27 protein-coding genes, 1 tRNA gene and 1 other RNA gene are annotated in these 26032 nt (G+C 69.9%); 18 read left to right on the top strand and 11 right to left on the bottom strand.

All coding sequences use genetic code 11. The features are described from left to right. Positions 1 to 89: 89 nt before the first annotated feature. The 12 genes from DSX2_RS14895 (at position 90) to ffs (ending at position 10769) form a co-directional block, all read left to right on the top strand. Complete coding sequence (locus tag DSX2_RS14895; RefSeq protein WP_020881825.1) at positions 90 to 1373, top strand: sigma 54-interacting transcriptional regulator; 1284 nt, start codon at positions 90 to 92, stop codon at positions 1371 to 1373. Beyond that, positions 1366 to 1719, top strand: a complete 354-nt coding sequence (locus tag DSX2_RS14890) for a hypothetical protein (protein ID WP_020881824.1) — start codon at positions 1366 to 1368, stop codon at positions 1717 to 1719. The genes DSX2_RS14895 and DSX2_RS14890 overlap by 8 nt, the downstream gene beginning before the upstream one ends. Beyond that, entirely contained in the window at positions 1716 to 3443 is a 1728-nt protein-coding gene (locus tag DSX2_RS14885) for a PAS domain-containing sensor histidine kinase (protein WP_020881823.1), read from the top strand. Before DSX2_RS14890 ends, DSX2_RS14885 begins: the two co-directional genes overlap by 4 nt. Continuing rightward, positions 3440 to 3832 (top strand): response regulator, encoded by a 393-nt coding sequence (locus tag DSX2_RS14880; protein ID WP_020881822.1) that lies wholly within the window; start codon positions 3440 to 3442, stop codon positions 3830 to 3832. The genes DSX2_RS14885 and DSX2_RS14880 overlap by 4 nt, the downstream gene beginning before the upstream one ends. A 4-nt stretch (positions 3833 to 3836) precedes the next feature. After that, positions 3837 to 4484 (top strand): HAMP domain-containing histidine kinase, encoded by a 648-nt coding sequence (locus tag DSX2_RS14875; RefSeq protein WP_020881821.1) that lies wholly within the window; start codon positions 3837 to 3839, stop codon positions 4482 to 4484. 42 nt (positions 4485 to 4526) lie between these two features. Then, positions 4527 to 4997 (top strand): response regulator, encoded by a 471-nt coding sequence (locus tag DSX2_RS14870; RefSeq protein ID WP_020881820.1) that lies wholly within the window; start codon positions 4527 to 4529, stop codon positions 4995 to 4997. Between the two features lie 3 nt (positions 4998 to 5000). Continuing rightward, positions 5001 to 6119: a sensor histidine kinase gene (locus tag DSX2_RS14865; RefSeq protein WP_020881819.1), complete on the top strand. Its 1119-nt coding sequence runs from the start codon at positions 5001 to 5003 to the stop codon at positions 6117 to 6119. Positions 6120 to 6388: 269 nt separating this feature from the next. Further along, on the top strand, positions 6389 to 8521 hold the full coding sequence (locus tag DSX2_RS14860; protein WP_020881818.1) for a M1 family metallopeptidase: 2133 nt from the start codon (positions 6389 to 6391) through the stop codon (positions 8519 to 8521). A gap of 23 nt (positions 8522 to 8544) precedes the next feature. Beyond that, positions 8545 to 9444 carry a ChaN family lipoprotein gene (locus DSX2_RS14855; protein WP_020881817.1) on the top strand — a complete coding sequence of 300 codons (900 nt, stop codon included), beginning with the start codon at positions 8545 to 8547 and terminating at the stop codon, positions 9442 to 9444. Between the two features lie 112 nt (positions 9445 to 9556). After that, a tRNA-Ser gene (locus DSX2_RS14850) sits at positions 9557 to 9646 on the top strand. A 66-nt stretch (positions 9647 to 9712) separates the two neighbouring features. Then, the gene (purU, locus tag DSX2_RS14845; RefSeq protein ID WP_020881816.1) at positions 9713 to 10570 is read left to right on the top strand and encodes a formyltetrahydrofolate deformylase; all 858 of its coding nucleotides are present in this window, start codon (positions 9713 to 9715) and stop codon (positions 10568 to 10570) included. A 103-nt stretch (positions 10571 to 10673) separates the two neighbouring features. Then, positions 10674 to 10769: signal recognition particle sRNA small type (gene ffs, locus DSX2_RS18100), an RNA gene on the top strand. Here the strand turns inward: ffs and DSX2_RS14840 are convergent. The 3 genes from DSX2_RS14840 to DSX2_RS14830 form a co-directional block, all read right to left on the bottom strand. Then, the gene (locus DSX2_RS14840; RefSeq protein WP_052014807.1) at positions 10763 to 11065 is read right to left on the bottom strand and encodes a hypothetical protein; all 303 of its coding nucleotides are present in this window, start codon (positions 11063 to 11065) and stop codon (positions 10763 to 10765) included. The two genes, ffs and DSX2_RS14840, sit on opposite strands and share 7 nt — an antisense overlap. A gap of 164 nt (positions 11066 to 11229) precedes the next feature. After that, positions 11230 to 11802, bottom strand: coding sequence for a hypothetical protein (locus DSX2_RS14835; RefSeq protein WP_020881814.1), 573 nt, complete (start codon positions 11800 to 11802; stop codon positions 11230 to 11232). Positions 11803 to 11977: 175 nt separating this feature from the next. Then, entirely contained in the window at positions 11978 to 13558 is a 1581-nt protein-coding gene (locus DSX2_RS14830; RefSeq protein ID WP_020881813.1) for a DUF4139 domain-containing protein, read from the bottom strand. Positions 13559 to 13700: 142 nt separating this feature from the next. On the opposite strand from DSX2_RS14830, the gene DSX2_RS14825 reads away from it, so the two are divergent. Continuing rightward, on the top strand, positions 13701 to 14249 hold the full coding sequence (locus tag DSX2_RS14825) for a bifunctional 2-polyprenyl-6-hydroxyphenol methylase/3-demethylubiquinol 3-O-methyltransferase UbiG (protein WP_020881812.1): 549 nt from the start codon (positions 13701 to 13703) through the stop codon (positions 14247 to 14249). On the opposite strand, the gene DSX2_RS14820 is transcribed toward DSX2_RS14825, so the two are convergent. Next, the gene (locus DSX2_RS14820; protein ID WP_020881811.1) at positions 14243 to 15715 is read right to left on the bottom strand and encodes a SagB family peptide dehydrogenase; all 1473 of its coding nucleotides are present in this window, start codon (positions 15713 to 15715) and stop codon (positions 14243 to 14245) included. The genes DSX2_RS14825 and DSX2_RS14820 overlap by 7 nt on opposite strands. Before the next feature lie 59 nt (positions 15716 to 15774). Between DSX2_RS14820 and bioB the strand changes: the two genes are divergently transcribed. The 4 genes from bioB to DSX2_RS14800 are packed head-to-tail and all read left to right on the top strand — an operon-like array spanning position 15775 to position 18916. After that, positions 15775 to 16740: a biotin synthase BioB gene (gene bioB / locus DSX2_RS14815; RefSeq protein WP_020881810.1), complete on the top strand. Its 966-nt coding sequence runs from the start codon at positions 15775 to 15777 to the stop codon at positions 16738 to 16740. Positions 16741 to 16799: 59 nt separating this feature from the next. Beyond that, positions 16800 to 17366: a biotin transporter BioY gene (locus tag DSX2_RS14810; protein ID WP_020881809.1), complete on the top strand. Its 567-nt coding sequence runs from the start codon at positions 16800 to 16802 to the stop codon at positions 17364 to 17366. Further along, complete coding sequence (locus DSX2_RS14805; protein WP_020881808.1) at positions 17366 to 18175, top strand: energy-coupling factor ABC transporter ATP-binding protein; 810 nt, start codon at positions 17366 to 17368, stop codon at positions 18173 to 18175. The genes DSX2_RS14810 and DSX2_RS14805 overlap by 1 nt, the downstream gene beginning before the upstream one ends. Continuing rightward, positions 18176 to 18916 carry a hypothetical protein gene (locus tag DSX2_RS14800; RefSeq protein WP_020881807.1) on the top strand — a complete coding sequence of 247 codons (741 nt, stop codon included), beginning with the start codon at positions 18176 to 18178 and terminating at the stop codon, positions 18914 to 18916. It abuts the gene before it with no gap. Positions 18917 to 18958: 42 nt separating this feature from the next. Here the strand turns inward: DSX2_RS14800 and DSX2_RS14795 are convergent, their stop codons facing one another. Continuing rightward, a complete protein-coding gene (locus DSX2_RS14795) occupies positions 18959 to 19390 on the bottom strand; it encodes a MauE/DoxX family redox-associated membrane protein (RefSeq protein ID WP_020881806.1) in 432 nt (143 codons plus the stop codon). After that, a complete protein-coding gene (locus DSX2_RS14790) occupies positions 19387 to 19884 on the bottom strand; it encodes a rhodanese-like domain-containing protein (protein ID WP_020881805.1) in 498 nt (165 codons plus the stop codon). The genes DSX2_RS14795 and DSX2_RS14790 overlap by 4 nt, the downstream gene beginning before the upstream one ends. A 112-nt stretch (positions 19885 to 19996) precedes the next feature. On the opposite strand from DSX2_RS14790, the gene DSX2_RS14785 reads away from it, so the two are divergent. Beyond that, positions 19997 to 20878 (top strand): rhodanese-like domain-containing protein, encoded by an 882-nt coding sequence (locus DSX2_RS14785; RefSeq protein ID WP_020881804.1) that lies wholly within the window; start codon positions 19997 to 19999, stop codon positions 20876 to 20878. Positions 20879 to 20889: 11 nt separating this feature from the next. Here the strand turns inward: DSX2_RS14785 and DSX2_RS14780 are convergent, their stop codons facing one another. The 5 genes from DSX2_RS14780 to DSX2_RS14760 form a co-directional block, all read right to left on the bottom strand. After that, a complete protein-coding gene (locus DSX2_RS14780) occupies positions 20890 to 21765 on the bottom strand; it encodes a DMT family transporter (RefSeq protein ID WP_236615128.1) in 876 nt (291 codons plus the stop codon). A 185-nt stretch (positions 21766 to 21950) separates the two neighbouring features. Then, a complete protein-coding gene (locus DSX2_RS14775) occupies positions 21951 to 22703 on the bottom strand; it encodes a TlyA family RNA methyltransferase (RefSeq protein ID WP_020881802.1) in 753 nt (250 codons plus the stop codon). Positions 22704 to 22712: 9 nt separating this feature from the next. After that, positions 22713 to 24188: a threonine synthase gene (gene thrC / locus DSX2_RS14770; protein WP_020881801.1), complete on the bottom strand. Its 1476-nt coding sequence runs from the start codon at positions 24186 to 24188 to the stop codon at positions 22713 to 22715. Positions 24189 to 24220: 32 nt separating this feature from the next. Further along, on the bottom strand, positions 24221 to 24727 hold the full coding sequence (locus tag DSX2_RS14765) for a DUF456 domain-containing protein (protein WP_020881800.1): 507 nt from the start codon (positions 24725 to 24727) through the stop codon (positions 24221 to 24223). A 6-nt stretch (positions 24728 to 24733) separates the two neighbouring features. Continuing rightward, entirely contained in the window at positions 24734 to 26029 is a 1296-nt protein-coding gene (locus DSX2_RS14760; RefSeq protein ID WP_020881799.1) for a phenylacetate--CoA ligase family protein, read from the bottom strand. Between the last annotated feature and the right edge of the window lie 3 nt (positions 26030 to 26032).

The raw sequence follows: 26032 nt of genomic DNA, 5'->3' as shown, positions 1-26032 counted from the left end.
AAGGGTCCCGTCCGGTCCGTCCCCGAGAGGGCGGAACGCCGGGCGGCGTCCGAATCGTCCCTGCTGCCGAAGGTGGAGGAGAAGACGCCATGTCCACGCGAATCGCAGGAAGTGTCGCCGGAAACGTCCCGGAGAGCGCCTCCCTTTCCGGGGTCCACGGCGACCTTGCGGAGGTTTTGAGCGGACCGGTCCTGCTCGAGGCCTTCGACCTCTTCCCCCACGCCCTCATGGTCGTGGACGCCGAGCACCGCGTGCGCTTCCTGAACAAGCGCATGGAAGCCCTGTGCGGCCTCTCCCGCGAACGGGCGGAAGGGCTCCCCTGCGCCCAGGTGGTGCGCAGCGGGCTGTGCGGCCGCGACTGCCCCGTGCATGGCGAAGCATCCGTGATGCGCCGCGAGAGCGACGTGCTGACAGCCTCCCGCAGGCGTCTGCCCGTGGGCATCACCTCGCTGTGCCTGGGCGGGGGGAAGGGCCTGCGTCTCCTCCTCATCGAGGACCTCGGCCGGGTCAAGGACCTGGAGAAGAGCCTGGCCTCGGCCGCGGGCCACGGCGGCGGCCGTCTGCTCGGGCGCTCCCGCGAGATGGAGCGCATCTTCGACGTGCTGCCGGTCATCGCCCAGAGCGAGGCCCCGGTGCTCATCACCGGCGAGACGGGCACGGGCAAGGACCTGGCCGCCGAGGCGCTGCATGCCCACTCGGCCCGGGCGCGCGAGGCCTTCGTGCGGCTGAACACGAGCCCCATGCCCGAGGAGCTGCTCGACTCCGAACTCTTCGGCCACTGCAAGGGGGCCTTTCCCTGGGCCGAGTCCGACTCCGTGGGCCGCATCCAGGCCGCCTCGGGCGGCACGATCTACGTGGCCGAGCTGGCCGACCTGCCCGTGGCCCAGCAGGCGAAGCTTCTGCGCCTCCTGGACGAGAAGCTGATCACTCCCGTGGGCGCGCAGTCGCCCGTGCGCGTGGACGTGCGCCTGCTGGCCGCCACGCACCGCGTGCCCGAGGAGCTGGTGCGCGAGGGAAGGCTGCGCCAGGATCTCCTGCACCGCCTGGCCGCTGTGCGCCTGCACCTGCCCGCGCTTCGCGAGCGCGAGGGTGACGTGGAGTACCTGCTGCAGCATTTCCTGGAGACATACGCCGGAGTCTTCCACAAGAACGTGGCCGGATTTTCCCCCAAGGCCCTGCGCGTGCTCGTGGCCTATCCCTGGCCCGGCAACGTGCGCGAGCTGAAGAACGTGGTCGAGTACGCGGTCATGGTCTGCCAGGAATCCCGCATCCTGCCCGCGCACCTGCCCATGCACGTCCTCGAGCAGGCCGAGATCGCCCGGCGCAGGCCGCGCGGCCAGGCTGAACCCCGCGAGGGACGGCGCAATGGCTAGGAACAACGTGCTCGTTCCGCTGCTCGGCGACGCCGTGGCCCCGCGCTTCGACCAGGCCCTGGAGCTCCTCCTGCTGCGCCGCGGCGACGACGGCGAGGAGAGGGGACGCGACACCGTGCTCCTGGACCACGCCTCGGCCGACGGCCTGTGCGACTTCATCCTGCGCCACGAGGTCGGGCTTGTCGTGGTCAACGGAATAGAGGAAGAATACTACCACTACCTGCGCTGGAAGCGGGTGGAGGTCATTGACCAGGTCATGGGGCCCGTGGAGGCCGTGCTCGCGAGGCTTTTCGCCGGTGAGCTCGCCCCCGGGGACATCCTCTACGCGAGGGGGGATGCGTCGTGACGCAGGAAATCAAGGCACCTCAGGGCGGCAGGGCGCTTGCGGGCGAAGTGGACGCCGTGGTCTCCCCCACCCGCTACGGCGTTCTCAGGCGCAGGATCGTGCTGCTCATGGTCGTGGTCTCCGTGGTCCCGCTGCTGGCCATGACCATGATCAACCTGCAGCAGTACCACGCCACGCTCGACCGCGAGGTGCAGGCGCCGCTGCGCGCCATGCTCAACAAGACCAAGAACTCCTTCGAGCTCTTCCTGGCCGAGCGCACCTCCACGGTCAGCTTCATCGCGGCGGCCTATTCCTTCCAGGACCTTGCGAACGACCGCAACCTGAACCGCATCTTCCAGGTCATGAAGGACAAGTTCGAGGGCTTCGTGGACCTCGGACTGATCGGCTCGGGCGGCGTGCAGGTGACCTATGCCGGGCCGTACAGCCTGAAGGGCCGCGACTACACTGACCAGCCCTGGTTCAACGAGGTCCAGTTCAAGGGCCGCTACATAAGCGACATCTTCCTCGGCTTCCGCAAGTTTCCGCACTTCATCGTGGCCGTGCAGCATCTCGCGGACGACGGCACCTCCTGGGTGCTGCGCGCGACCATCGACACCGGCCAGTTCGACCGCCTGATCGCCTCCATGGGGCTCGAGCCCGAGGCCGACGCCTTCCTGGTCAACCGCTCGGGCGTCCTGCAGACGGTCTCCAAGTTCTACGGCAAGGTCCTGGACCCGCTGCCCTTCGACATGCCGCCGCAAAGCCTCGAGCCCACGGTGCGCACCATGACCGACCCCTCGGGCCGCAGCCTCTTCCTGGCCTACGTCTACATCCCGGACACGGACTACGTGCTCATGGTCGTGAAGCCGAGGAGCGACATCATGCGCACCTGGCATTCGCTGCGCACGGACATGGCCGTGGTCTTCGTCATCGGCGTGATCCTCATCCTGGCCGTGGCCTACCGCATCACCGCGAGCCTCGTGGAGCGGCTGCGCGAGAGCGACGAGCGCCGTGAGCTGGCCTTCCGCCAGGTGGAGCACTCCCAGAAGCTGTCCTCCATCGGCCGCCTGGCCGCGGGCGTGGCCCATGAGGTCAACAACCCGCTGGCGATCATCAACGAGAAGGCCGGGCTCATGCAGGACATCCTGGCCATGCGCAAGGACTATCCGGACCGCGAGCGCTTCCTCGGCCTCATCGACGCGATCATCAAGGCCGTGGGCCGCTGCCGGACCATCACCCACCGCATGCTCGGCTTCGCGCGGCAGATGGACGTGGCCATCGAGACGCTGGACGTCAACGAGATCATTCGCGAGACCGCGAGCTTCCTCGAGCGCGAGGCGAGCTACCGCAACGTGGTCCTGGGGCTGCACCTGGGCGAGAACCTGCCGCACATCGCCTCGGACCGCGGCCAGCTGCAGCAGGTCTTCCTGAACATCCTGAACAACGCCTTCGCCGCGGTCAACGAGGGCGGGGCCATCTCCGTGACCACCTGGGAGAAGGACATCGAGACCGTGGGCGTGTCCATCAAGGACGACGGCTGCGGCATGTCCGAGGAGACGCAGCGCCACATCTTCGAGCCCTTCTTCACCACCAAGAAGGGCTCCGGCACGGGGCTCGGCCTGTCGATCACCTACGGGATCGTCAAGCGCCTGGGCGGGGACATCTCCGTGCTCTCCAAGGTCGGACAGGGCACGACCTTCACCCTCTTCCTGCCCAAGACCCCGCCCGAGGGAGCGCGCATATGAGCCAGCCAAAGGAAAACTGGAAGATACTCCTCGTGGACGACGAGGAGGATTTCATCGGCACCCTGGCCGAGCGCCTGACCCTGCGGGGGCTCTCCCCGCGCGTGGCCCTGGACGGGGAGGAGGCGCTCCGCCTGGTCGAGGAGGAGCCGCCCGACGTCGTGGTCCTGGACGTGCTCATGCCGGGCATGAAGGGGCTCGACGTGCTGCGCGCCGTGAAGGTCCGCCATCCGGAAATCCAGGTCATCCTGCTCACCGGCCACGGCTCGACCAAGGACGGCATGGAGGGCATGCGCCAGGGGGCCTTCGACTACATGATGAAACCGCTCTCCATTGACGCGCTGCTCGGCAAGATCGCCGAGGCCATGGAGAAGGCGGGCAAGGGCGGGTAGGGCGATGACGGAACGCTACACCGGAAACGACCCTGCCCCGGCCGACGGCGAGGCCCTCATGGGCCGCCTGATCGCCATGGCCATGCACGACATGCTGAACGCCCTGGCCGTGATCAAGGAGAACTCGGGGCTCATGGACGACCTGCTCGGCCTCGAGGCCTCCCTGCCCGAGGCCAGGCGCGCCCGCCTGAAGGACGTCTGCCGCGTGGTGCAGGAGCAGGTGGGACTGGGCAGCGACCTCGCCGAGGCGCTCAAGCGTTTCGGCGCCGAGGCCATGTGCCGGACCGTGGAGCCCGCGCCGCTGCTGCGCCTGCTCCTCACGATGGTGCGGCGCAAGGCCCGGGGCAAGAAGATCTCCTTCGTCCTGGAGGACGCCGGAGCGCGCGGGCTGCGCGCCTCTGTGCCGCCCTCCTGCCTTGCCGGGCCCATCCTGCGGGCGCTGGACTGCTGCCTCGAGCACCTGCCCGGCGGCGCCGTCGTGCGCCTGAGCATTTCTTCCGAGGGTGGACGGGGCTTCATCCGCTTCGCACCGGCCAAGGGAGAGGACGGCGGGGACGGCTGGGCCGCTTCCCTGCTCGCCTGCACCGAGAAGGACATAACGTTCGAGCCCGAGACGAGCGCCTCGGCCAGGGTCTGCTTTCCCTGCGCCTGAGCCGCGCCGCCGGGTCGGACGTCAACTGAAAAGGAGTGGCATATGAAGAAGATCAAGCTCTTGCTCGTGGACGACGAAGAGAACTTCGTGAGGACCCTGGCCGAGCGCCTGCAGATCCGCGATCTCGGCTCGAACGTGGCCCTTTCCGGCGAGGAGGCCCTGGCCTTCCTGGACAAGGAGCCGCCCGACGTCATCGTCCTCGACCTGCGCATGCCCGGCATCGACGGCATGGAGGTCCTGCGCCGCGTGAAGCGCGACCGGCCGAACATCCAGGTCATCATCCTCACCGGCCACGGCACGGACAAGGACAAGGAGGAGGCCACGCGCATCGGCGCCTTCGAGTACCACAAGAAGCCCGTGGACATCGACGCCCTGGTCTTCAGCATCAAGAACGCCTACCGCAAGCGCATGGAAGACATGATGGTCGCGGCGACCTTCGCCCAGGCCGGCGACTTCGACGACGCCGAGCAGCTGATGGTCGACGAGGGGTTGAAGGACAAGCGGGGGAAGTAGCGCATGGCCGCACGGGTCCTGTGCGTGGACGACGAGCGGGAGTTCGTGGACGCCCTGGTGGAACGCCTGGCGCTGCGCGGCTACCTGGCCCAGGCGTGCTACGACGGCGAGACCGCCCTGGAGCGGGTGGCCGAGGAGCCGTACGACGTGCTCGTGCTCGACGTGATGCTCCCCGGGCGCAGCGGGCTCGATCTCCTGGAGGACTTCCTTGCGGCCCGGCCGGAGATGCAGGTCCTCCTGCTCACCGGCCAGGGCAGCGTGGAGTCCGCGGTGACGGGCATGAAGGGGGGCGCCGCCGACTACCTGCTGAAGCCGGTCGACATCGCCGCCCTGGACAAGGCCATCCGCACGGCCCTGGCCCGCAAGTCGGGGCTGGAACAGAGCCGCCGCATGCTCGAGACGGCCAAGCTCGCCTCGCTCGGCGTGCTGGCGCGGGGCGTGGCGCACGAGATCAACAATCCGGTCAACGTCATGGTCACCACGGCTGGCTGGATCAGGGAGCTGCTGGAGGACGAGGGGGCCGCGTGCTGCGGGAGCGCGGGCGAGCTCATGAAGAGCGCCGAGCTCATCCATCGCCAGGGGCTCCGCTGCAAGGAGATCACCCTGAAGCTCCTCAAGTACTGCGGCGCGCTGGACACGCGCAAGCGGGACGTGGACCTGGGCGAGGCCGTGCGCACCGTCGTCCTGGGGCTCGGGGAGAAGGCGGAGCAGCTCGGCGTGCGCGTGTTCGTGGACATCCGGGCTGACCTGCCGCGGCTTCGCATCGCGCCGGCCGAGATCGAGGAGATCCTGGGGGTGCTCCTGGACAACGCCCTGGACGCGGAGGAGGCCAGGGGAGGCGAGGTCCGGCTGCGCCTCTACGCAGAGGAGGACCACGTCTGCCTGGAGGTCGAGGACCACGGCGTGGGCATTGCCGAGGAGAACCAGTCGCGCATCTTCGATCCCTTCTATTCGACCAAGGACCCGGGCAGGGGCACCGGACTCGGCCTGTCCATCTGCCAGCGCATCGTCATGGATCTGAGGGGCGAGATCTCGGTGCGCTCCCATCCCGGCGAGGGCGCGACCTTCCTCGTGCGGCTGCCGCTTCCCGGCGCCTCGGGAGGCAAGCCCGCCGTCGCGTGAGCTTCTGCGCGGCGTCCGCGCGCATTCTTCTTTTCCTGTCCGGCCTCATGGCCCGCGAACCGTTGCCTGGCGCCGGAAAGCAGCCTCTTGCGGGAGTTCCGCTTTTCGGATAACGCCGCCCACGCCTCGGCGCTGTGCCGGGGCAGGGGGAACCTGCGGCCGCCCGGCCTAAGGGTCGAAAATCCTCAAGCCCGTTGCATTCCCCGCTATTTGGGGTACAATAGTGGTCCAAAGTGCGCGGCAGCGACAGCCGTGCGGGATCGAAAACGATGCGCTTGCCCATCTCCGGCCGGGTCCTGTGCCTGGCACTCCTTGTCTTCTGCTGCTCCCGGCCCGCGGCCGCGGACGTCGTCTCCGCGGACCACGATCTTTCCGTTCGCCTGTTTCCGGCCGGTCATCGCCTGGAGGCGGTGGACACCCTGCGCCTGGAGATCACGGACGAATCGTCCCTGTTCCTCGCGCTCTCCGGCGACGCGCAGGTCTCGAGCCTCACGCTCGACGGCCGCGCGACCCGCTTCGTGCAGGACGGGGACATGCTCTACCTGCACCTGCCGCCCGAGCGCCGCACCGGCCGCATCACCGTCGCGGTGACCTATTCCGCGGTGTTCAACGACGCCTTCGACACGCGGCCCCTGTCCGTGGACAATCCCGGCCAGGGTGTCGAGGGCGCGATCACGGACAAGGGTGCCTTCCTCCTGCCCGGCTGCGGCTGGTATCCCGAGATCGAGGCCGACAGGCGCGCCTTCCGCATCACGGTGCGCGCCCCGCGCGGCATGTACGCCGTGACACAGGGGCGGCTCGTGGGGCACGAGGACCAGGGGGAGGACAGCATCTCCACCTGGCAGGCCGACAAGCCCGTGGAGGGGCTGGCCCTGTGCGCCGGGCGCTACGTGGTCGGCCGCACGCGCAGCGGGGACACGGACGTCTACGCCTATTTCACCTCGGGCGACCGCGACCTCATGAACAGCTATCTCGAGACCGCGGCCCGGGACATCGACTTCTACCGCGAGCTCTTCGGCCCCTATCCCTTCGAGAAGTTCGCCGTGGTGGAGAACTTCTTCCCCACCGGCTACGGCTTCCCCTCCTACACGGTGCTCGGCGGCTCCATCCTGCGCCTGCCCTTCATCCTGGACACGAGCCTGATGCACGAGATCGCGCATTGCTGGTGGGGCAACGGCGTGCTCGTGGATCCGGAGGAGGGCAACTGGAGCGAGGGGCTTGCCACCTACGTGGCCGACTACCTGACGCGCGAGCGCAAATCCCCCTCTGACGCGCGCGACTACCGCCTGGGCGTGCTGCGCGACTACGCGAGCCTGGCGGCCGGAGAGCGCGACTTCCCCCTCTCGGCCTTCGGTTCGCGCAATTCGCCCGCCTCCCAGGTCATCGGCTACGGCAAGGGCATGTTCGTCTTTCACATGATCCGCCGCCACATCGGCGACGCGGCTTTCTGGAAAGGCCTGCGCACGCTGGCCCGGGAGAGGATGTTCAAGGCGGTGACCTGGGACGACTTCCGCGAGACCTTCGAGCGCGTCTCCGGCTGGAACGACGCGGACAGCCGCACCTTCTTCGCGCAGTGGATCGACCGCGCGGGCGCGCCCATCCTCACGCTCGGCAGGCCGAGCGTACACCGCAGGAACGGCGAGTACACGGTGAAGGGAGAGATATCCCAGGGCAATCCGGTCTACAGCCTGGAGCTGCCCGTGAGCGTGCAGGCGACGGCAGGCGGCCAGGAGAAGACAGAGAGCCGGACCGTGGACATGGACGACGAGCACGAGAATTTCGCCCTGGAGGTGCAGGGCCAGCCCAAGCGGCTGACTGTGGACCCGGACGCGGACGTCTTCAGGCTGCTCCCGCCCGAGGAGGTGCCGCCCACGGTGAACAGCGTGCGCGGGGCAGGGCGGCTGGTCGTGGTCCTCAGCCGCTCCTTCGCCTCGCAGTGGCGCGACGCCTGCGGCTCGCTGCTCACGGCGCTCGGCCGCCGGGGCGACGTGCCGGTGCGCGAGGAGCGGACCGACGCGTACGTGGGCAGGGGAGAGAGCGTGCTCTTCTGCGGCTATCCCGAGACCGCCGCCTGGCGCGCGCGCCTGGGCTCGCTGCCCGCGGGGCTCAAGCTCTCCCCCGGCTCCTTCAGCATGAACGGCGTGACCTCCGGCACGGGCGCGAACAGCGGCGCCGACACGCTCTTCACGGTCCTGCCCTCGCCCGCGCGCGACGGCAGCTTCACCGCGGGCTTTTTTCCGGCCGCGGGAGCCTCGCCGCAGGCCCTGCTGGACGCGGTGCGCAAGATTCCGCACTACGGCAAGTACAGCTATCTGGCCTTCAAGGACGGCGTGAACGAACTCAAGGGCACCTTCGAGCCGTCCTCCTCCTCGCTCTCCGTGGCCCTCTCGGAGGCGCAGTGAGGGCAGGGAAGGCGGGGAATATCATGCGCGCGGCGCTGCTCCTGGCGGCGCTGCTCGGAGCCGCATTCCTCGCCGCTTGCGGCGGACACGGGGCGGACACGGCCACGGACACCGTCCTCGACCTCTCCTCCGGGCGCGAGCTTCCCCTGAACGAGGCCGCGCTCGGCCTGCGCGACGCGGACGTCGTCTTTCTGGGCGAGCGCCATGATTCCCGCGCCGACCACGCCGGACAGCTCGCGGTCATCAAGGCGCTGGCCGCCACCGGCCGCCCCCTCGCCGTGGGGCTCGAGATGATCCCCCACACCGACCAGACCGCGCTCGACGCCTGGGTGGCCGGTTCCCTGGGGGAGGACGCCATGCGCCGGACCTTCGCCCGCGACTGGGGCGAGCCCTGGGAGCTCTACCGGCCCATCTTCGTCTTCTGCCGCGACAACAAGATTCCCATGCGCGGACTGAACGTGCCCAGCGAGATCGCGCGGCAGGTGGCGGAGAAGGGCTTCTCCTCGCTCACGCCCGCCCAGGCCGCCGGACTGCCGCCCGTGGCCTGCGTGATCGACCCCGGGTACAAGGATTTCCTGAAGCGCATGTACGAGGCCCACGGACACGAGGGACACGGCGGAGGGAGCTTCGAGCACTTCTGCGAGGCCCAGGTGGTCTGGGACACGGCCATGGCCTACTATGGCGTGCGCTATCTCACCGGCGTGCCCGACGACGCCCGGGCGCCGGGCCGGACGGCGGCCGAGGCGCCGCGCCCGGACAGGACCCTGGTGGTGCTCTGCGGCATGCTCCATGCCTGGAAGCCCGCCATGCCCGCCCGCGTGCACGGGCTGCAGCCGGGCCTTGTCCTGGCCGTGTTCCTGCCGCGCGAGCAGGGCGCTCCCCGCCCGTCCACGGACGATGCGGACTACCTCCTGCCCGAGTGACCCTCCCATGGATGCCCGCGCAAAGGGGCGGTCGCGGAAAAAAATCGCGCAAAGGCGCATCCCGCGCTTGCCAAAGGTGATGTTGTAGTTTATCCAGTGGCTCCGTTTTCACGGAGAGGTGGCCGAGCGGCCGAAGGCGCACGATTGGAAATCGTGTACACCTTAACGGGTGTCGAGAGTTCAAATCTCTCCCTCTCCGCCATAGCAAGACCAGGGGCCGCAGCCGAACGCTGCGGCCCCTTTTTTCATCCCGCGACCGGAGGCCTTCATGGACGCTTCGACCATCGCCCGCCTGCGCGTGACCTGTCCGGACAGGCCCGGCATCATCGCTGCCATCACCAGCTTTCTCTATTCGCACAACGTGAACATCACGGCCCTGGACCAGCACGCCACCAAGGCCCTGGGCGGCACCCTCTACCTGCGCCTGGAGTTCCAGACCCCGCATCTGGACGTGGCCCGGCCCGCCCTGGAGCAGGCCTTCGGCAACGTGCTCGGCACGCCGTACGACATGGACTGGGAGATAGACTACGCGGCGGACGTGAAGCGCGTGGCCGTGTTCGTCTCCGGCTCGGACCACTGCCTCATGGAGCTTCTGTGGCGCTTCGCGCGGGGCGACCTGCCCGGGCAGGTCGCCATGGTCGTCTCCAACCATCCGGACCACCGCGAGAGCGTGGAGCGCTTCGGCATCCCGTACCATTACGTGCCGGTCACCAAGGAGACCAAGGCCGAGGCCGAGGCGCGCATGGTCGAACTGTGCGCCGATGCGGACCTGATAGTGCTCGCGCGCTACATGCAGATACTCTCCCCGGACTTCGTCTCCCGCTTCGAGAATCGGATCATCAACATCCACCACTCCTTCCTGCCCGCGTTCATGGGCGCGGATCCGTACCGCCAGGCCTACGAGCGGGGCGTGAAGATCATCGGGGCCACGGCCCACTACGTGACCGAGGACCTGGACTGCGGGCCGATCATCGAGCAGGACGTGATCCGCGTGGGGCATCGCCACAGCGTGGAGGCGCTGGGCAAGGTCGGCCGCGACCTGGAGCGGCAGGTCCTGGCCCGGGCCGTGACCTGGCACCTGGAGGACCGGGTCATCGTCAGCGGCAACAAGACCATCGTGTTCTAGTGAAGGACGGGGGGCGCCGCGGGCGGCCGGGACGCACGCGGCATTGACAAGGCCGGTGGCGGATCGTATGAAGACCGTCCCCGGAACGCTTAGGCGGAAATTTCCGAGGGAGCCAGGCGGCGGTTGCGCCATGAACCCCGTCAGGCCCGAAAGGGAGCAGCGGTAGTGGTTGTTGCCGGGTGCCTGGTTCCTTCAAAAAAAGCGCGGACGAAAGTCCGCGCTTTTTTCATTTTCCGGCCGAGCCGTCTCTCGCCTGCCGGTTCGGAGAGCGCGCCGCCTAGTCGTCCTCGTGGTGGTGATGGTGGTGCTCTCCGTGCTCGTGCAGATGGTCGTGGTGATGGTGGTGGTCGTCGTGGGAGTGGTCGTGATGGTGGGCATGCTCGTGGTCATGCACATGGCCGTCGTGGTCGTGCGCATGGCTGTGGACGTGCTCGTGGTCGTGGCCGTGCGCATGGCCGTGATCGTGGTCATGATCGTGCGCATGCCCGTGTTCATGCTGAAACTTCTCGAAGCGGGACTCCTTCTTGGGCCCGCAACCGCATTTGGTGCACATCAGGCTCTCCTTTCAAGGCAGTCTGAGAGACACCTACGCCCGGCACGTTTTCCTGTAAAGTGCTACCCGCAGGGCGCAGCCTTCGCCGGCCCGCGCGAACCCGCTCCTAGCCGTCCCGGCCGGAGGCCTCGGCCGCGGCCGGAACCCGGCGCTCCTCGCGGGCGGCCTGGCGTTCCATGTGCTCGTGCACGATGATCATGCGCAGCATGATGCCCACGGTCTCGCCGGGCAGCGCGCCGAGGAACGCGCCGAGCGCGGCGCCAGCGGCCACCAGGGCACGGCTGTCGGGCAGGTTCCAGAGAAGGAGGGCGAGGAGCAGGCCGAGGAATCCGCCCGCAGTCCCGGCCATGAGCACGGCATCGTTGATGTCCTCCTGCTCCTCGAGATCACCCCGGCCGAGCCAGGTCAGGAAGCCGTGCAGCAGCGAGCCGAAGAGCCCGCCCAGGAACCCGGCCAGGAGAACCGCGACCATGCCGGTCAGGATGTCGTAGAAGGCCGTCCTGGCCCCGGCCCCCGCGTACCATGCCTCCATGGCGCCCGCGCCTGCGCCGAGCGAGGCCAGAGCCCCGAAGCACTTGGCGCGCAGGACGGACAGTGCCTTGGCACGCGCGGCCTCGCGCAGGGTCAGCTCGGCGTAGTCGATGTCCTCGAGGGATTCGTCCCACTCTTCCAGGCTCATGCTCCGTCCACGATTCGTCTATGATGCATCCTGAATCCGCCCGTGCTCCGTCCACGTCCCGTGGCCGCCGCGCGGGTCCGGGCGGCAGCAATTACCGCCCGGACCCCGGCGAGGCATGGGCTGCGAAAAGCGTGCCGGGAGACAGCCCGGGAACGCGGGGCGACGCGGACGAAACCTAGCGTCCGCCCAGGTCGAGGCGCATCTCCGGCGGGGCGCTGAGCGAGACCTGCCAGTCCACGGCGGAGGTGCCCTTGGCCGGGAGCGTCAGCTCCCATACGACCGTGCCCTTCTCGCGCCGCGTGGGCTCGGGCGCGGCCGTGGTCGTGAGCTCTATGCGTGCGTCGCGCGCCACGGGCAGGGGCTCCTCGAGCACGGCGCGCACCGGCGCGTCGCGTTTGTTCTCCGCCACGAGGTGCCATTTCCAGACGTAGGTCTGGGACTTCTTGAAGATTCCGGACTCGCCCGATCCCTTGTTTTCCAGCGTCGCGGTGCAGCGCACCAGGGGATCGGTGCCGAAGAAGACGTCCGCCGTGCTGCCCTGGACGGCGAAGTTTCCCTCTCCGACCATGGCCCCGTCCACCTGGAAGAGGGCCGGGCCCTCGGGCAGGCGGGCGGTGCCTTCGAGCGTCAGCGCAGCCTTGAGGTAGGACTCCGGCCCCTCGGAGGGACGCAGCAGGTGCACGAACTCGGCCTTGGCCTTTTCCGCGCGCACGGGCAGGCGCACGGGCTCGCCGGGCTCGACCACGCGCCTGCCGAGGTCGTAGGCGGCAAAGGCGCCGTAGTCCTCACGCGGCGCAGGGGCGGGCGCGGCCATCTCCGCGGCCGTGTCGGCGTTGGCGGCCTTGAAGGCCCGCTGTGCGGCCATGGGTCTGGGCGTGGGCTCCTGCCACGGGGCGATGATCCAGGGGCGCAGGGCGGGCGGATCGAGCCGGACCAGGGGCGGCACCGTGGCCAGGCGCAGGGGGGCGTTCCAGGTGCGGCCCGTGGACTGGCGCACCACGGCCTCGAAGGAGATCTCCACGGCGTTTGCGCCGGGCAGGGCGTTCAGGCGATAGGCGGGACTCCAGCCGCAGCCGGACACGGCATAGGCCAGGGCCAGCTCGGCCTTCTGCGCATCGCCCGAGAGGCCGACGCGGACCTGCCAGACCGACCGCTCTTTCCCGGTGGCGTCGTCGAGCGCATCCCTGGCCGCCTTGACCGCCTTCTCCTTCTCCTCGAGTCCGGCCTGCGCGGCGTAGAGGCGTTCGAGCAGGGGACCGAGGTTCGTGCCCACGGCCGCGGCGAGCCTCGCCGCGCCTTCGGGCGTGGTGCCGGATGCGGCCTGCGTGCGCAGCTCGCGCCAGAAGTCGGCCTGGGCGGCAAGGGCTCCGGCCTCGGCCTTGGCCGCGTCGCGCGCAGCCACCGCCTGTGCGAGGCGACGCCGCAGCTCGGTCACGCGGGGCGTGTCGGCGCCCGGCGCCTCCTGCCAGGTGACGCCGGTCACGGCCAGCCCAGGCGTCAGGGACGCCACCTTGAGCCCTTGGAGTTCTGCCCCGCGGGGCAAGGAGAAGGTCACGGCCGGGCCCTGCGCGGTGCTCTGCACGGGTGCCTGAACGCGTTCCTCCAAGACGGCCGCGTTCGGGTGCAGCGTGATCTGAACGATGGTGGAGGTCTCCTCGGCCCGCGCCTCGCGCGCCGTACCGGGACCGGCGACGAGCGCGAGCAGGGCGCAGAGCAGGGAGGCGAGGACGGGAAGACGGGGCGGAAGACTGCGCATGGCGGCTCCTTGGGCTGGGCGTGCGTGTTTGGGGTGGCGATCCGTGATGGGAGTGGTGTAGCATGAACCAGGGGCTCACCGCCAAGCGATTCGGCGGGCGATTCGGCAGGCGTCGGCAAGATGGGCGGGGACGGAGGAACGCGTGAAGACGTATGTGGACAAGCCTTCCGAGATCGTCTGCGAGCACGTCGGGCTGCTGGCGCAAAATCCTGTGCTCGGGCCGGTCCTGGACCTGGCCTGCGGCGGCGGGCGCAACGCCGTCTTCCTGGCCGAGCTCGGCTTCGAGGTGGAGGGCGTGGACGTGTCGGACGAGGCCCTGGCCGTGGCCGCGGGCCGGGCGCGCGAGGCCGGGGTGACGGTCCGGTTGCGCCGCGCGGACCTGGAATCGGGCGCGCCCGGGGCAGTCCTGCCCGCGAACGCCTATTCCGCCGTCGTGGTGGTCAAGTACCTGCACCGTCCCCTGATCCCGGCCATCAAGGCGGCGCTCAGGCCCGGCGGGATCATCGTCTACGAGACCTTCACCCGGCGCCATCTCGAGATCGCCACCAAACCCTCCAACCCCGACTTCCTGCTGCGCGAGGGCGAGCTGCGCACCCTGTTCGCGGACTTCGAGCCCATCGCGGGCTTCGAGGGACGCCGGGAGAATCCGCCGCGCTTCGTGGCCGCCTTCGTCGGACGCAAGCCTCAGTGACCGGCCGTGGGGCCGAAGGCCACGACGTAGAGGAGCCTTTCTCCCTGGCCCTGGGCGGCATCGAGGCCGAGGGCCGCGGCTGCCTCCTGGTCGTAGAACGCGCCCACCCCGCAGGCCCCGACTCCCAGGGCCTCCGCCGCGAGATACACGCGCTGCCCCAGGCGCCCGGCCTGCAGGAGCAGCTGCGGCAGCGCGCCCGGGCCGAAGGTTCGTTCGGCCGCGGGCACGTCGGCGCTGAAGCAGACCAGCACCCCGGCCTTGGCCATCCAGGCCTGTCCGAGCGCGGCCGAGGCGAGGCGCGCGTGCGGGGCGTCCTCGTTCTCCCCGGAGAGGCGGGTGAGTTCGCCGCGGGTATCTCCCTGGCTCCGGTCCAGCAGCCAGACGCCGTCGGGGCGATCGGGGCAGTTCTGCACCAGGAGCCGCAGGCCAAGGCCGCAGTCCGGGCCAGCCGGTCCGCAGAGTGCCTCGGTCAGGGCCGCGAGCGCGCCTGCCGGAAGCTGCGAGAGGGTGTAGGCGCGGCGGCTGCGCCGCTTGAGGACCGCCTGGGCGAAGGGAAGGGAGAGAGCGGGAATGGAACGGATTGGCGTTGCCGTCTCGCCGGGGGCTGCCGCGTCCGCCGGATTCATGCCTGGCAGATCGAGCGCCTGGTGCACGAGTTCGTAGGCCTTCTCGCGCGGCGAGACGGCGCTCGCCCGGGGCAGATGGGGCGAGCCCGGCGCGGGCAGGGACTCAGCCAGGGTGGGGCAGCCGCTGCCCAGGGCGATCTCCGCAACGCAGTGTTCGCGCGCGGGATCGACGCAGAGCAGGTCGGCCACGGCCGGGGGATCTGCGGGCCGCGTCACGCTGCAGGCAAGCCCCAGGCTGCGCGCCGCGCCGCACAGGTTCTCGAGCACGTGGCCGCTGTCGAGAAAGAGGTAGCGCAGCGCCCGGGAGCGGTATTTCCAGGCGTTGCGGAACGGGATCACCGTGAGCCAGGCGCGAAGTCCCTGCCCGGCCAGGACTTCGCCCGGCCGCAGCAGGCGCAGGGCGTGGCGTTCGGGCGCGAAGGCGAAGAGCCCGTCAGGCAGTCCTGCCGTGCCGCGTGCGGCGAGATAGAGCTCGCAGGGGTAGAGGGCCCCGGCCGAGGCGTCGGCGCGCAGGTGGTATTCGTCCAGGGCGCGGCGCACCGAGGCCGTGATGCCGCAGGCGAGCTGCAGCAGGGTGGAGACCGTTGCCGCGTCGGGTCGGCTCGGGGCAGCCTCCGCGCCGCAGAAGATTTCGCCGCAGGCCGCCTCGGGCCAGGAGGCCGGGCGGGGCAGGGGAACCGTGGGGACGTCGGCCGCGTAAGACTTGTAGGGCGCGGGCATGGCCGGCCAGTCGAGCGTGCGGCCGAGCACGTTCTCGCGGTCGTGGTCCGTGGCCTGCAGCAGCGTCTCGCCCTGGCTGCCGCCGTTTTCGCCAGGGGCGGCGGTCTGCTCCGAAAACATGCCTATCTCCTTGCCTCAATTCCGGAAAGTGGCTACTTCAGGTTCCCTGAGGAAAATCCATGCGACTCGACAAGATCTATCATAGAGCCCTGGCCGGGGAAACGCCCGGCCGGGACGCCGTGCCGCGCCTGGTCCGGGCGGCCAGGGACGAGCCCAGGCGCCTTCTGGCCCTGGCCCGCGAGGTGCGGGATCGCCATCGCGGCCGACGCGTCTCGCTGTGCGCCATCGTCAACGCCAAGAGCGGACGCTGTTCCGAGGACTGCGCCTTCTGCGCCCAGTCGGCGCGCCACCAGACGGAGGCGCCGGTCTACCCCTTCATCGGCGCCGACGCCGTGTGCGAGGCGGCGGCCAAGGCCAAGGCAGCCGGCGTGCGGCGCTTCGGCATCGTGGCCAGCGGGCTCGGCCCCACGCCCCGGGAATTCGCCGAGCTGGTCGAGGCCGTGACCCGCGTGCACGACCTGGGGCTGGACGCGGACGTCTCCGTGGGGCTTTTGGAGGCGGAGCAGCTCGAGGCGCTCCGCCGCGCGGGCATGCGGCGGCTGCACCACAACCTGGAGACCTCGGCCTCCTTCTTTCCCAACATCTGCTCGAGCCACGCCTACGAAGAGGACGTGGCCCTGGTCCGCGCCGCCCTGGCCCAGGACATGGAGGTCTGCTGCGGCGGACTCTTCGGCCTGGGCGAGTCCTGGGAGGACCGCGCCGAGATTGGGCTCCTGCTGGCCTCGCTCGGCGTGCGCTCCGTGCCGGTGAACTTCCTCACCCCCATCCCGGGTACCCGGCTCGCCGGGCGGCCGACGCTCCCGCCCCTGGAGGCCTCGGCCATCGTGGCCCTTTTGCGCATGATCCTGCCCCGGGCCGTGCTGCGCGTGTGCGGCGGCCGGGAGACGGTCTTCGGCCAGGATCTCGGCGCGGTGCTGGACGCGGGCGCGGACGGGCTCATGGTCGGCAACTACCTGACCACCGCGGGCAGCCCTGCCGACGGGGCGGTTGCGGCCCTGCGCTCCCTGGGATACGAGCCGGTGTGACGGGCCCCGCGCGCCGGGTTCTCCGGCCCGCGCCGCGGCCTTCCCGAGGTGATGCTCCCATGCCAGAGATTCCCGACAGGCCTGAGACGACCCTTTTCGCCCTGCACCGGCTGGTCTGGACCGCCCTCATGGCCGCACTCATCGCGGTCGGCTCCTTCCTCTCCCTGCCCCTCGGCCCGGTGCCCTTCACCATGCAGCCCTTCTTCGTCCTGCTCACGGGCCTCGTGCTCGGTCCGCGCCACGCCTTCGCGGCGCTGTGCGTCTTCGTGGGCAGCGGGCTCGTGGGGCTGCCCGTGTTCGCGGGCGGAAAGTCCGGCCTGGCCGTGCTCTTCGGCCCCACGGGCGGCTACCTTGCGGGCTATCTCCTGGCCGCGCCCCTGATCGGCCTGGCCGCGCGCGGCCGTCCGGGCTGGCTGCGCGGCATCGTCGCGGGCCTCGCGGGCCTCGCGGTGATCTATGCCCTGGGCGTGCTGAACCTCATGCGCGTGCTCGGCGCGGATATTGGAAAGGCCCTGCTCGTCGGCTTCGTTCCCTTCATCCTGCAGGATCTGGTCAAGCTGGTCCTGGCCGTGGCGGTCTGGCGCTTCATGCATCGCCGCGGGCTGCTGCCCGGGCAGGCCGTGTGATGGCGGCCGGGACGCCGTCCGGACGATTCGCGGTCGAGGCCGAAGGCCTCGGCTATGCCTACGCGGGCGGGCGGAAGGGGCTTTGCGACGTGACCCTGCGCCTTCGCGAGGGGGACATCCTCGGCCTGGCCGGGGCCAACGGCGCGGGCAAGTCCACGCTGCTGGCGCTGCTCGGGGGAATCCTGCAGCCGGGCGCGGGCAGCCTCCTCGTCGCCGGGCTGGACGCGGCGCGCGAGTCCGCGGGCGTGCGCAGGGCTTCGGCCATGGTCTTCCAGGAGGCGGACCTCGCCATCATCGGCTCGACCGTGGAGGAGGACCTTCTGCTCGGCCTCGATGCCTCGCGCCGCGAGGAGGCCCTGGCCCTGGCCGCGCGCCTGGGGCTTGCCGCGCCCGATGTCCCGGTGCAGACCCTTTCCTTCGGCCAGAAGCGCAAGCTCTGCCTGGCCGCGGCGCTGTTGCGCAAGCCCCGCCTGCTGCTGCTCGACGAGCCCTTTGCCGGGCTCGACTACCCCGGCGCGCGCGAGATGCGCGCGCTGCTGGCGTCCGGGCGAGCGGCCGGTCTGACCCAGGTGGTTGCCGTGCACGACCTCGAGCCCCTGGCGGACCTCGCGGACTGCTGGCTGGTGCTCGCGGACGGGCGGCAGGCCGCCTTCGGCACGGCCGAGGAGGTCTTCCCGCGCCTGCGTGGCCTCGGCGTGCGCCCTCCCTGCGCTTGGCAGGCAGGGCTCGGCGTGCGGCCCTGGGACGCGCAGCAGGACGCGGGAGAGGGCCCGAAGGGGGGAGAAGCCCCGAAGGTGGGAAAAGGATAGATGGGCGGCTTCGCCCTTGCGGCTCCCATGCCGCGCGGACCGATGGGCGCGGCGCTGCTGCGCCTGGACGCGCGGCCGAAGATTCTCTTCGCCGTGGCGGTGGGGCTTTTCATGTGGCGGCTGCCCGTTCCCGGGCTCTGCGTCCTGGGCGCGGCCATGCTCCTCGCCTGTCACGCGCTCGGCGGGCTCACAGGCCCCGGGCGCAGGCTCTGGCTCGGCTATCTCCTCTTCGTCCTCCCCTGGGCCGCGATCAAGGCCGGGCTCGATCTGCTCGCCGGACACCCGCCCGATGCGGCGCTCCTGGCGGGCGGGGAGATGGGCCTTCGCCTCGGCGTCCTGCTGGCCCTCGGCCTCGCCCTGGCGCTCGCGGCCTCGGCCCGCAGCCTCGGCGTGGCCCTGGCCTGGTATCTGCGGCCCGTGCTCGGCAGGCGCTCCTTCGAGGCGGCCCTGGCCGTGGCCCTGATGCTCCACTTCATTCCCCTGGCCCTGCAGTCGGCCGCCGACCTCTCCCGCGCCCTCACCCTGCGCTGGCCGGGCTGTCCCTGGCGCGAGCGCGCCGTGCTCGTGCCCCTGGCACTGGTCAGGGTCCTTTCGCGCGCCACCTGGACCCAGGCCCTGGCCGTGGCCGCGCGGGGGCTCGACGATCCCGCCGCCTGGCGGCCCGCGCGCCGGGTCCGCGCGGCCGAATGGCTGGCCGCGCTGCTGCCCGCCGCGGCCATGGCCGCGAGCGTCTGGCTCTGAAAAAAGCGAAGAATCGGAGAGAGTGCCCGGAGCCGGGCGCGATCAGGAGAGGCGGATGTTGGAGCGGGCGCGGGCCCACTCCAGGCGCAGCACCAGGGCCGAGAGCACGAACAGGCCCGTGTCGCGCAGCAGGTACCAGAGGTTGTCGCCTCCGCCGCCCGTCTTGGTGGAGAAGCAGCCGCAGGCCACGCTCAGGCCGCGCGCGGCGTTAATTCCAAGAGCCCCCAGGAAGACCGTCATCAGGCCGAAGGCGAGGAAGGACGCGCCGAGCGTGAGCATGTCGAAGACCAGGCACAGGCCCGCGAGCAGCTCGACCCACGGCAGGAGCAGGGCCAGAGGATTGACCAGCAGATCGGGGACGAGCTGGTAGTCGTAGACGATGGAGGCGAAGGCCTGGGGATTCAGGGCCTTGTCCAGGCTGGCCACGATGAAGACGAGGCCGAGGGCGATGCGCAGGAGCGCGCGCGGCGTCATTTTTTCTTCCCCCCGTTGCCCGCGACCGGCCCGCCTTCCTTGACCCAGGCGTCGTAGCCGCCTGCCAGGACCAGCACCTTGTCGTAGCCGTTGAAGGTCAGGGCCTCGGCCATCTGCTTGGACAGCGGGCAGCTCGCGGACGAGCAGTAGAGGACCAGCCAGCGGTCCTTGGGCAGGGCCAGGATGCGCTGCTCGGCCGTCGGGTCGAAGGGGTCGTAGGGCAGGCTTTCGGCGTCCGGGATGTGTCCCTGCGCGAAGCTCTCCGCGTCGCGCGCGTCGACGAAGAGGGCGCTTTTCGCGGCCCACAGCGTCTTGGCCCGGGCCGCGTCCACTCCCTTGTCCCCGAGTTCGCGCAGCTTCTTGTCGGTCCAGTGCTCGGTCCAGGGAATGTTGTCCGGACGCACGGCGTTCAGCCCCGCGGACAGGCACAGCGCCACGAAGAGGAGCAGAAGGGCCTCGCGCAGTCCGAGACGGAGAAGTGGACGGGGCTTCATGAGGGGGTGCCTCGGCCCGTGATTTGGGGTAGACGTTTCATTGAAGTGCGACGTGCCCGATAGCACGGGAGAGGTGACGACCGCAACCAAGGGAATGTGACGGAGAGTTTCCATGCCCGAATCCAAGACTGAATCCAAGGATACCGCAGCGGGGATGGCCCCGCGCCCCACGACTCCCACGGACGTGACGCCCGCCGAGGCCCAGGAGTACCTGCGCGGACATGAGGCCGGGCAGTACAGCCTGATCGACGTGCGCCAGGACTGGGAATACGAGGAGGAGCACGTGCCGGGCGCCAGGCTTCTGCCCCTGGCCGAGCTCGCGGACCGCATGTCCGAGGTGCCGCGCGACCGGCCCGCCATGGTCTACTGCCGCTCGGGCAAGCGCAGCGCGGCGGCCGCCGGGCTGCTCGCCGGACAGGGCTACGAGGTCCTGAACATCCTCGGCGGCATGTCGGCCTGGCAGGGTGCCGCGGCCGAGGGCGACACCGCGCAGGGACTCGAATACCTGCCCGAGGACGCCTCGGCCGCGGACGTGCTTGCCCTGGCCTACGCCATGGAGGCCAACCTGGGCACGTTCTACGCCATGTGCGCCGAAAGCGCGGACGCCGGGGCCCGTGAGGCCTTCGAGCGGCTGGCCCGCTTCGAGGAGGGGCACAAGGCCATGGTCCTGCGCCTGGCCAGGGAGCACGATCCCGTCTTCGACAAGGACGCCCTGCTTGCCCGCGCCGCGGACACGGCCGCGGTGGAGGGAGGCTTCGCGCCCCAGGAGGCCTCGGCAAGGCTGTGCGCCATGCCCGCTCCCGCCGCGGACGTCCTCGAGACCGCCATGGCCTTCGAGGCCCAGGCCCTGGATCTCTACATGCGCGCCTCGGCGCGCGCCGAGGGGGAGGAGGCCGCGCGGCTGCTGCGCACCCTGGCGGACGAGGAGAAGCGCCATCTGCAGGTCCTGGACCGCATGCTGGCCGGGCTCGGCGCCTCCGGCGAGGACGCCTAGGGAAGAGTGGTTCAGGCCGTCCGGCTGTTGCGCAGGGCCTTGGTCTGCTGCCGGAGCACGAGGTTCGGCAGGGCGATGCCCGCAAGGATCAGCGCCGTGCCCGCGATCTGCCAGGCGATGAGCGGCTCGCCCAGGAGCAGGGCGGCGAAGAGGATGGTCGCCACGGGCTCGAAGGACGAGAAGACCGAGGCGTAGGCGCTGCCCACCCGTTCGATGGCCGCGAAGAGGAGCGAGACGGCCACGGCCGTGGGCACGAGACCCAGGGCCGCGCCCAGGGCCATCTGCGGGAGGGAGAAGCCGAGCAGCGCCGTGGGCGGTTTCAGCAGGCAGAAGCCGAGCGTGGTGGACAGGATCATGTAGAAGGTTGCGGTCAGGGGGCGCACGTCGCGCATGACCAGCTGACAGAGCAGCAGGTAGCCGGAGAAGACCGAGGTGGCCAGGATCGCGTAGAGGAGGCCGGTGGGATCCGCGCGGCGGGCGAAGGCGTCCGCGAAGACCAGGGCGCAGCCGCCCGAGACCAGGACCACGGAGCAGACGAGCGACCGCGAGAGGCGGAGCCTCAGGAAGCAGGCCGAGAGGATGGTGACCAGGGCGGGATAGGCGTAGAAGATGAGCGCCGTGGTCGAGGCCTGCACGTAGCGCAGGGCGCGGAAGAAGAAGAGGCTCTGCGCGGTGTAGATGAAGACCCCCACGCAGGCGATGGCCGCGAGGCGCGAGGGGCGGATGCGGAAGGCGGACGGATCGCGCAGGGCGATCCACAGCCCCAGGAAGGCCGAGCCGAAGATGAAGCGGCAGAGCAGCATCTGCCACTCGTCGAGCCCGAGCCCGTAGGCCAGTTTGACCATCACGGCCATGGAGCCGTAGCAGACCGCGGACAACAGACACATCAGCGCTCCGGCGCCCATGATTCTCACCTCGCAGAGCGCGGACCTATCAGGCCGCAGCCTGGCTGGCAACGCTTTCCGTGGCTTTTTGCGGCCTTTGAACGAATGGCGCGGGCGGCGGCAAGGCCGGGCGACGTCCGTGCGGCGAATGGTGAACGCCGTTCTGAAGGCGGACGGAGAGATCGGGGCTAGGCGGGCTTTTGCAGCAGCACCAGGTATTCCTGGTTGCCCTGCGGTCCCTTGATGCTCGACGGCACCACGCCGTGCACCGCAAGGCCGAGCTCGTCGCGACAGAAGGCCGTGACTTCGTCCACGGCCTGTCTGCGCGCGGACTCCTCGCGCACCACGCCCTTGTGGCCGACCATGGCCGGAGGCAGCTCGAACTGCGGTTTTATGAGCGCCACGATGCGTCCGCTGGGCGCGAGCAGGGGGAGCAGGGCGGGCAGGACCTTGGTCAGGGAGATGAAGGAAAGGTCGGCCGTGATCAGGTCCACGGGCTCGGGCAGCAGGTCCGGCGGCGCGAGGCGCAGGTTGACGCCTTCCATGGAGACGACGCGCGGGTCGGCGAGAAGCTTCTCGTGCAGCTGTGCCTTGCCCACGTCCACGGCGTAGACGCGCGCCGCGCCGTGCTGCAGCAGGCAGTCCGTGAAGCCGCCGGTGGAGGCGCCCGCGTCCAGGCAGACGAGCCCGGCGACGGTGAGCCCGAAATGCTCCATGGCCGTGAGCAGCTTGTGGCCGCCCCGGCTGACGAAGCGCTTTCCGCCCTCGAGCACGAGCAGGGCGTCCGGCTTCAGCTGCTGCCCGGGCTTGTCCACCCGGGTCCGCCTGCCGTCCTCGTCCTCGAGGAAGACGCGGCCCGCCATGATCAGGCGGGCCGCAAGCTCCCGGGTCTCAGCCAGCCCCTGCTCGGCGGCCAGCTGGTCGGCGCGCGCGCGGGCCATGCTGCGGAGCTACTTCCTGGCCAGGCCGAGCCGTTTGACGATGTTCTCCGCGGTCTTGACCGTGAAGTCCGCGGGCGAGAGGGCCGCCTTCTCCTCGGCCGAGATCACGGCCTCGGGCGCGTTGGCCAGCTCCTTGTTCGGCGTGATGCCGAACTCGGGCGGGAAGGCGTCGCTGAAGTACATGTCCTGGAAGCCGATGAACTTGAGCATGTGCGCCGTGGCGTCCAGCACCGCGGTCTCGTCCTTGTCGATGAGCCCCAGTTCGCGGGCCTTGATCAGTCCCGCCATGCACTCGCCGCCCTGGGTGCAGGAGATGTGGCCGTGGCGGTTGGCCAGCAGCATGCCCTCGATGATCTCCTGCTCGCTGACCTGCACGACCTGGAACGAGCCCGGGCCCGCGAGCTTCTCGATCTTCTCGGCGAAATGGCGCACGCGCGGGAAGGAGACCGGCGAACCGATCATGGCTGCCTGGGCCACGCTGGCCTGCACCGTGACCGGCGCGAAGGTGCGCGCGCCCGGCTCCTGCGCGTAGTAGCGGTAGACCGGGTCCGCATGGTGCGACTGCACGCCGAAGATGCGCGGTGGCCTGGCGATGATGCCGAGCTCGCAGAGCTTGAGGAAGCCGGACATGATGGCCGTAATGTTGCCCGCGTTGCCGATGGGCACGAAGACGCACAGGCCCGAGAGATCCCAGTCGGCCCACTGCGCGACCTCGAAGGCGTAGGACTCCTGGCCCAGGATGCGCCAGGCGTTCTTGGAATTGAGCAGCGCCACGTCGTAGTTGTCGGCCAGGTACTCCACGACCTTCATGCAGTCGTCGAACACGCCGGGCACCTCCAGCACGGTGGCGCCGCTGCCAAGCGGCTGGGCCAGCTGCTGCGGGGTGACCTTGCCCTGGGGCAGGATGACCACGGAGGAGATGCCGCCGCCCACGTAGGAGGCGTAGAGCGCGGCGGCGGCCGAGGTGTCGCCCGTGGAGGCGCAGACCGCGAGCAGGCTCTTCATCTGCTTCTCGCGCATGAGAGAACGCAGGAAGGAGAAGGCGCAGGCCATGCCCCGGTCCTTGAACGAGGCCGAGGGGTTCTGGCCGTCGTTCTTGAAGGCCATGCGCTGGCCGCCGAGCTGGGCGCGAAGCGCCGGGCTCGATTCGACGATGGGCGTGTTGCCTTCGCCGAGCCAGACGATGTCCCCGGGCTCCACCACGGGCGCGGTCAGCTCGTAGAAGCGGAAGATGCCGCGCAGCGCGTCGCGCTTGGTCGCGGCGCGGGCGTCGAAGATCTCGCGCCAGGCAGCGCCCGGGGTCTCCTTCAGGCGGCCGAACTCGGTGTCCTGAAGCAGGAAGACGTCGCCGCACGAAGGGCAGGTGTAGAGGAGCCGGTCCACGCCGAAGCGCTGGCCGCAGCCGAGGCAGACGTATTCCATGCGCCCGCGGTAGGCGGGGAAGTCGTTGGCGCCGAGTGCAGCGGAAGAGGGGGCGGAAGACATCGTCTATTCTCCGGTTTGATGGCGGAAGTTCGCTATGCGGGCCAGACGGCCTTGGCGCACATCCAGAACATGAGCACGCCCAGGCCGAACTTGGAGACCACGCCGAGGATCGTGCCGAAGAGCGCGCCCACGGCCGAGCGGTGGGCTTCGGCAAAGGGCCTGTGCAGGGAGAGTTCGCCCGCGAGCCCGCCGACGTAGGCCCCGATGAAGGCGCCGGGAATGGCCCCGAGGCCGAAGAGGATCGGCGCGCCGAGGATGGCGCCGATGATCGAGCCGATAATGGAGGACCAGTTGCCCCGGCCGGAGCCGCCGAAGCGGCGCACGGAATAGGTCTGGGTGAAGAACTGCACCAGCTCTCCGACTCCGGCGACGAGTCCGAGGAGGACGAAGAAGCCGACGCCTTGGGTCATCTCCGGATGGGCCCAGCGCCACAGCAGCATGAGCCCGAGCATGGTCCAGTTGCCGGGCAGGCTGAAGACGTGCATCCCGAGCGTCAGGAAGAGCAGCGTCAGGAAGAGGATGGCGTAGAATTCCTGCATGGCCCGCTACTCCTTGGGCCGCAGGTCGTTCACCCGCACCGCCTTGCCCTCGGACACGGGCAGGCTGCCGTGCTGCACGAGCTCCACGCGCGGGGTGATCAGCAGCTCGTCGCGCAGCTTGGCCACGATGCGGCCGCGAAGCGCGTTCAGGCCGCGCATATCCTCGACGAAGAATTCGTCCGTGATCTCCACCTTGACCGTGAACTGGTCCATGTGGCCGTCGCGGCTGAGTTCGATGAGGTAGTTGCCGCCGACCTCGGGCAGCCCCATGAGGATCTGCTCGACCTGCATGGGGTAGATGTTCACGCCCTTTATTATCAGCATGTCGTCCGAGCGACCCGCGATGCGGTCGATGCGCCGGTGGACCCGACCGCAGGGGCATTCGCCCGGCAGGAAGCGGGTCAGGTCGCGCGTGCGGTAGCGAAGTATGGGCATGCCCTCGCGCGTGAGCGTGGTCAGCACGAGCTCGCCGATCTCGCCCACGGCCACGGGCTCCAGCGTCTGGGGATTCAGGATCTCCACGATGTAGGCGTCTTCCCACAGGTGCATGCCGGACTGCTCCGGGCACTCGAAGGCCACGCCCGGGCCGTTCATCTCCGAGAGGCCGTAGGAGTTGAAGGCCTTGCAGCCGAAAAGTCCCTCGATGCGCCGCCGGGTCTCCTCGGTGTGCGGCTCCGCGCCGATGAGCGCGATGCGGATGGGCAGGGAGGCGGGCTCGATGCCTTCGGCCTGCAGGAAGTCCGCGAAGTGGAGCGCATAGGAGGGGATGATGTGCACCGCGGTGACCGAGAAGTCGCGGATGAGCTTGATCTGGCGGCGCGAGTTGCCCGCGCCCGCCGGGATGGTCAGGCAGCCGAGGGTCTCGGCTCCGTAGTGGATGCCCAGACCCCCGGTGAAGAGGCCGTAGCCGCTCATGTTCTGGAAGACGTCCGAGGGGCGCATGCCGCACATGTGCATGCAGCGCGCCATGAGCGAGGCCCAGGTCGCGAGGTCCTTCCTGGTGTAGAAGATGGCCGTGGGCGAGCCCGTGGTGCCGGAGGAGGCGTGCAGCCGCACCAGGTCGTCCACAGGCACGGTCAGCAGGCCGTAGGGATAGTTGCTGCGCAGGTCCTGCTTGGTGGTCAGGGGCACCTTGGCGATGTCCGCCGGGCAGGTGATGTCATCCGGCGTGAGGCCGCATTCCTCGAAGCGGGCGGCATAGAAGGGCGAGGTCGCGGCGCGGGCGACGACCGCGCGCAGGCGCTCGGTCTGCAGGCGGTCGAGCTCGTCCCGGGAAAGACCTTCTGCGGGATCGTAGAACACCGG

The sequence above is a fragment of the Desulfovibrio sp. X2 genome, assembly GCF_000422205.1.
Classification (GTDB): Bacteria; Desulfobacterota; Desulfovibrionia; order Desulfovibrionales; family Desulfovibrionaceae; genus Alkalidesulfovibrio.
The sequence above is the reverse complement of the archived record's forward strand: the minus strand, read 5'-3'. Positions and strand labels throughout refer to the sequence as shown.

Bases quoted from the DNA above. Each gene is read 5' to 3' on its own strand.
- DSX2_RS14865 (WP_020881819.1), top strand. From the start codon at position 5,001: ATGGCCGCACGGGTCCTGTGCGTGGACGACGAGCGGGAGTTCGTGGAC.
- DSX2_RS14805 (WP_020881808.1), top strand. From the start codon at position 17,366: ATGGCGGCCGGGACGCCGTCCGGACGATTCGCGGTCGAGGCCGAAGGC.
- DSX2_RS14785 (WP_020881804.1), top strand. From the start codon at position 19,997: ATGCCCGAATCCAAGACTGAATCCAAGGATACCGCAGCGGGGATGGCC.
- DSX2_RS14890 (WP_020881824.1), top strand. From the start codon at position 1,366: ATGGCTAGGAACAACGTGCTCGTTCCGCTGCTCGGCGACGCCGTGGCC.
- DSX2_RS14870 (WP_020881820.1), top strand. From the start codon at position 4,527: ATGAAGAAGATCAAGCTCTTGCTCGTGGACGACGAAGAGAACTTCGTG.
- DSX2_RS14875 (WP_020881821.1), top strand. From the start codon at position 3,837: ATGACGGAACGCTACACCGGAAACGACCCTGCCCCGGCCGACGGCGAG.
- DSX2_RS14765 (WP_020881800.1), bottom strand. From the start codon at position 24,727: ATGCAGGAATTCTACGCCATCCTCTTCCTGACGCTGCTCTTCCTGACG.
- DSX2_RS14860 (WP_020881818.1), top strand. From the start codon at position 6,389: ATGCGCTTGCCCATCTCCGGCCGGGTCCTGTGCCTGGCACTCCTTGTC.
- purU (WP_020881816.1), top strand. From the start codon at position 9,713: ATGGACGCTTCGACCATCGCCCGCCTGCGCGTGACCTGTCCGGACAGG.
- DSX2_RS14820 (WP_020881811.1), bottom strand. From the start codon at position 15,715: ATGTTTTCGGAGCAGACCGCCGCCCCTGGCGAAAACGGCGGCAGCCAG.
- DSX2_RS14800 (WP_020881807.1), top strand. From the start codon at position 18,176: ATGGGCGGCTTCGCCCTTGCGGCTCCCATGCCGCGCGGACCGATGGGC.
- DSX2_RS14790 (WP_020881805.1), bottom strand. From the start codon at position 19,884: ATGAAGCCCCGTCCACTTCTCCGTCTCGGACTGCGCGAGGCCCTTCTG.
- bioB (WP_020881810.1), top strand. From the start codon at position 15,775: ATGCGACTCGACAAGATCTATCATAGAGCCCTGGCCGGGGAAACGCCC.
- DSX2_RS14795 (WP_020881806.1), bottom strand. From the start codon at position 19,390: ATGACGCCGCGCGCGCTCCTGCGCATCGCCCTCGGCCTCGTCTTCATC.
- DSX2_RS14835 (WP_020881814.1), bottom strand. From the start codon at position 11,802: ATGAGCCTGGAAGAGTGGGACGAATCCCTCGAGGACATCGACTACGCC.
- DSX2_RS14880 (WP_020881822.1), top strand. From the start codon at position 3,440: ATGAGCCAGCCAAAGGAAAACTGGAAGATACTCCTCGTGGACGACGAG.
- thrC (WP_020881801.1), bottom strand. From the start codon at position 24,188: ATGTCTTCCGCCCCCTCTTCCGCTGCACTCGGCGCCAACGACTTCCCC.
- DSX2_RS14840 (WP_052014807.1), bottom strand. From the start codon at position 11,065: ATGAACACGGGCATGCGCACGATCATGACCACGATCACGGCCATGCGC.
- DSX2_RS14775 (WP_020881802.1), bottom strand. From the start codon at position 22,703: ATGGCCCGCGCGCGCGCCGACCAGCTGGCCGCCGAGCAGGGGCTGGCT.
- DSX2_RS14830 (WP_020881813.1), bottom strand. From the start codon at position 13,558: ATGCGCAGTCTTCCGCCCCGTCTTCCCGTCCTCGCCTCCCTGCTCTGC.
- DSX2_RS14810 (WP_020881809.1), top strand. From the start codon at position 16,800: ATGCCAGAGATTCCCGACAGGCCTGAGACGACCCTTTTCGCCCTGCAC.
- DSX2_RS14895 (WP_020881825.1), top strand. From the start codon at position 90: ATGTCCACGCGAATCGCAGGAAGTGTCGCCGGAAACGTCCCGGAGAGC.
- DSX2_RS14855 (WP_020881817.1), top strand. From the start codon at position 8,545: ATGCGCGCGGCGCTGCTCCTGGCGGCGCTGCTCGGAGCCGCATTCCTC.
- DSX2_RS14780 (WP_236615128.1), bottom strand. From the start codon at position 21,765: ATGTGTCTGTTGTCCGCGGTCTGCTACGGCTCCATGGCCGTGATGGTC.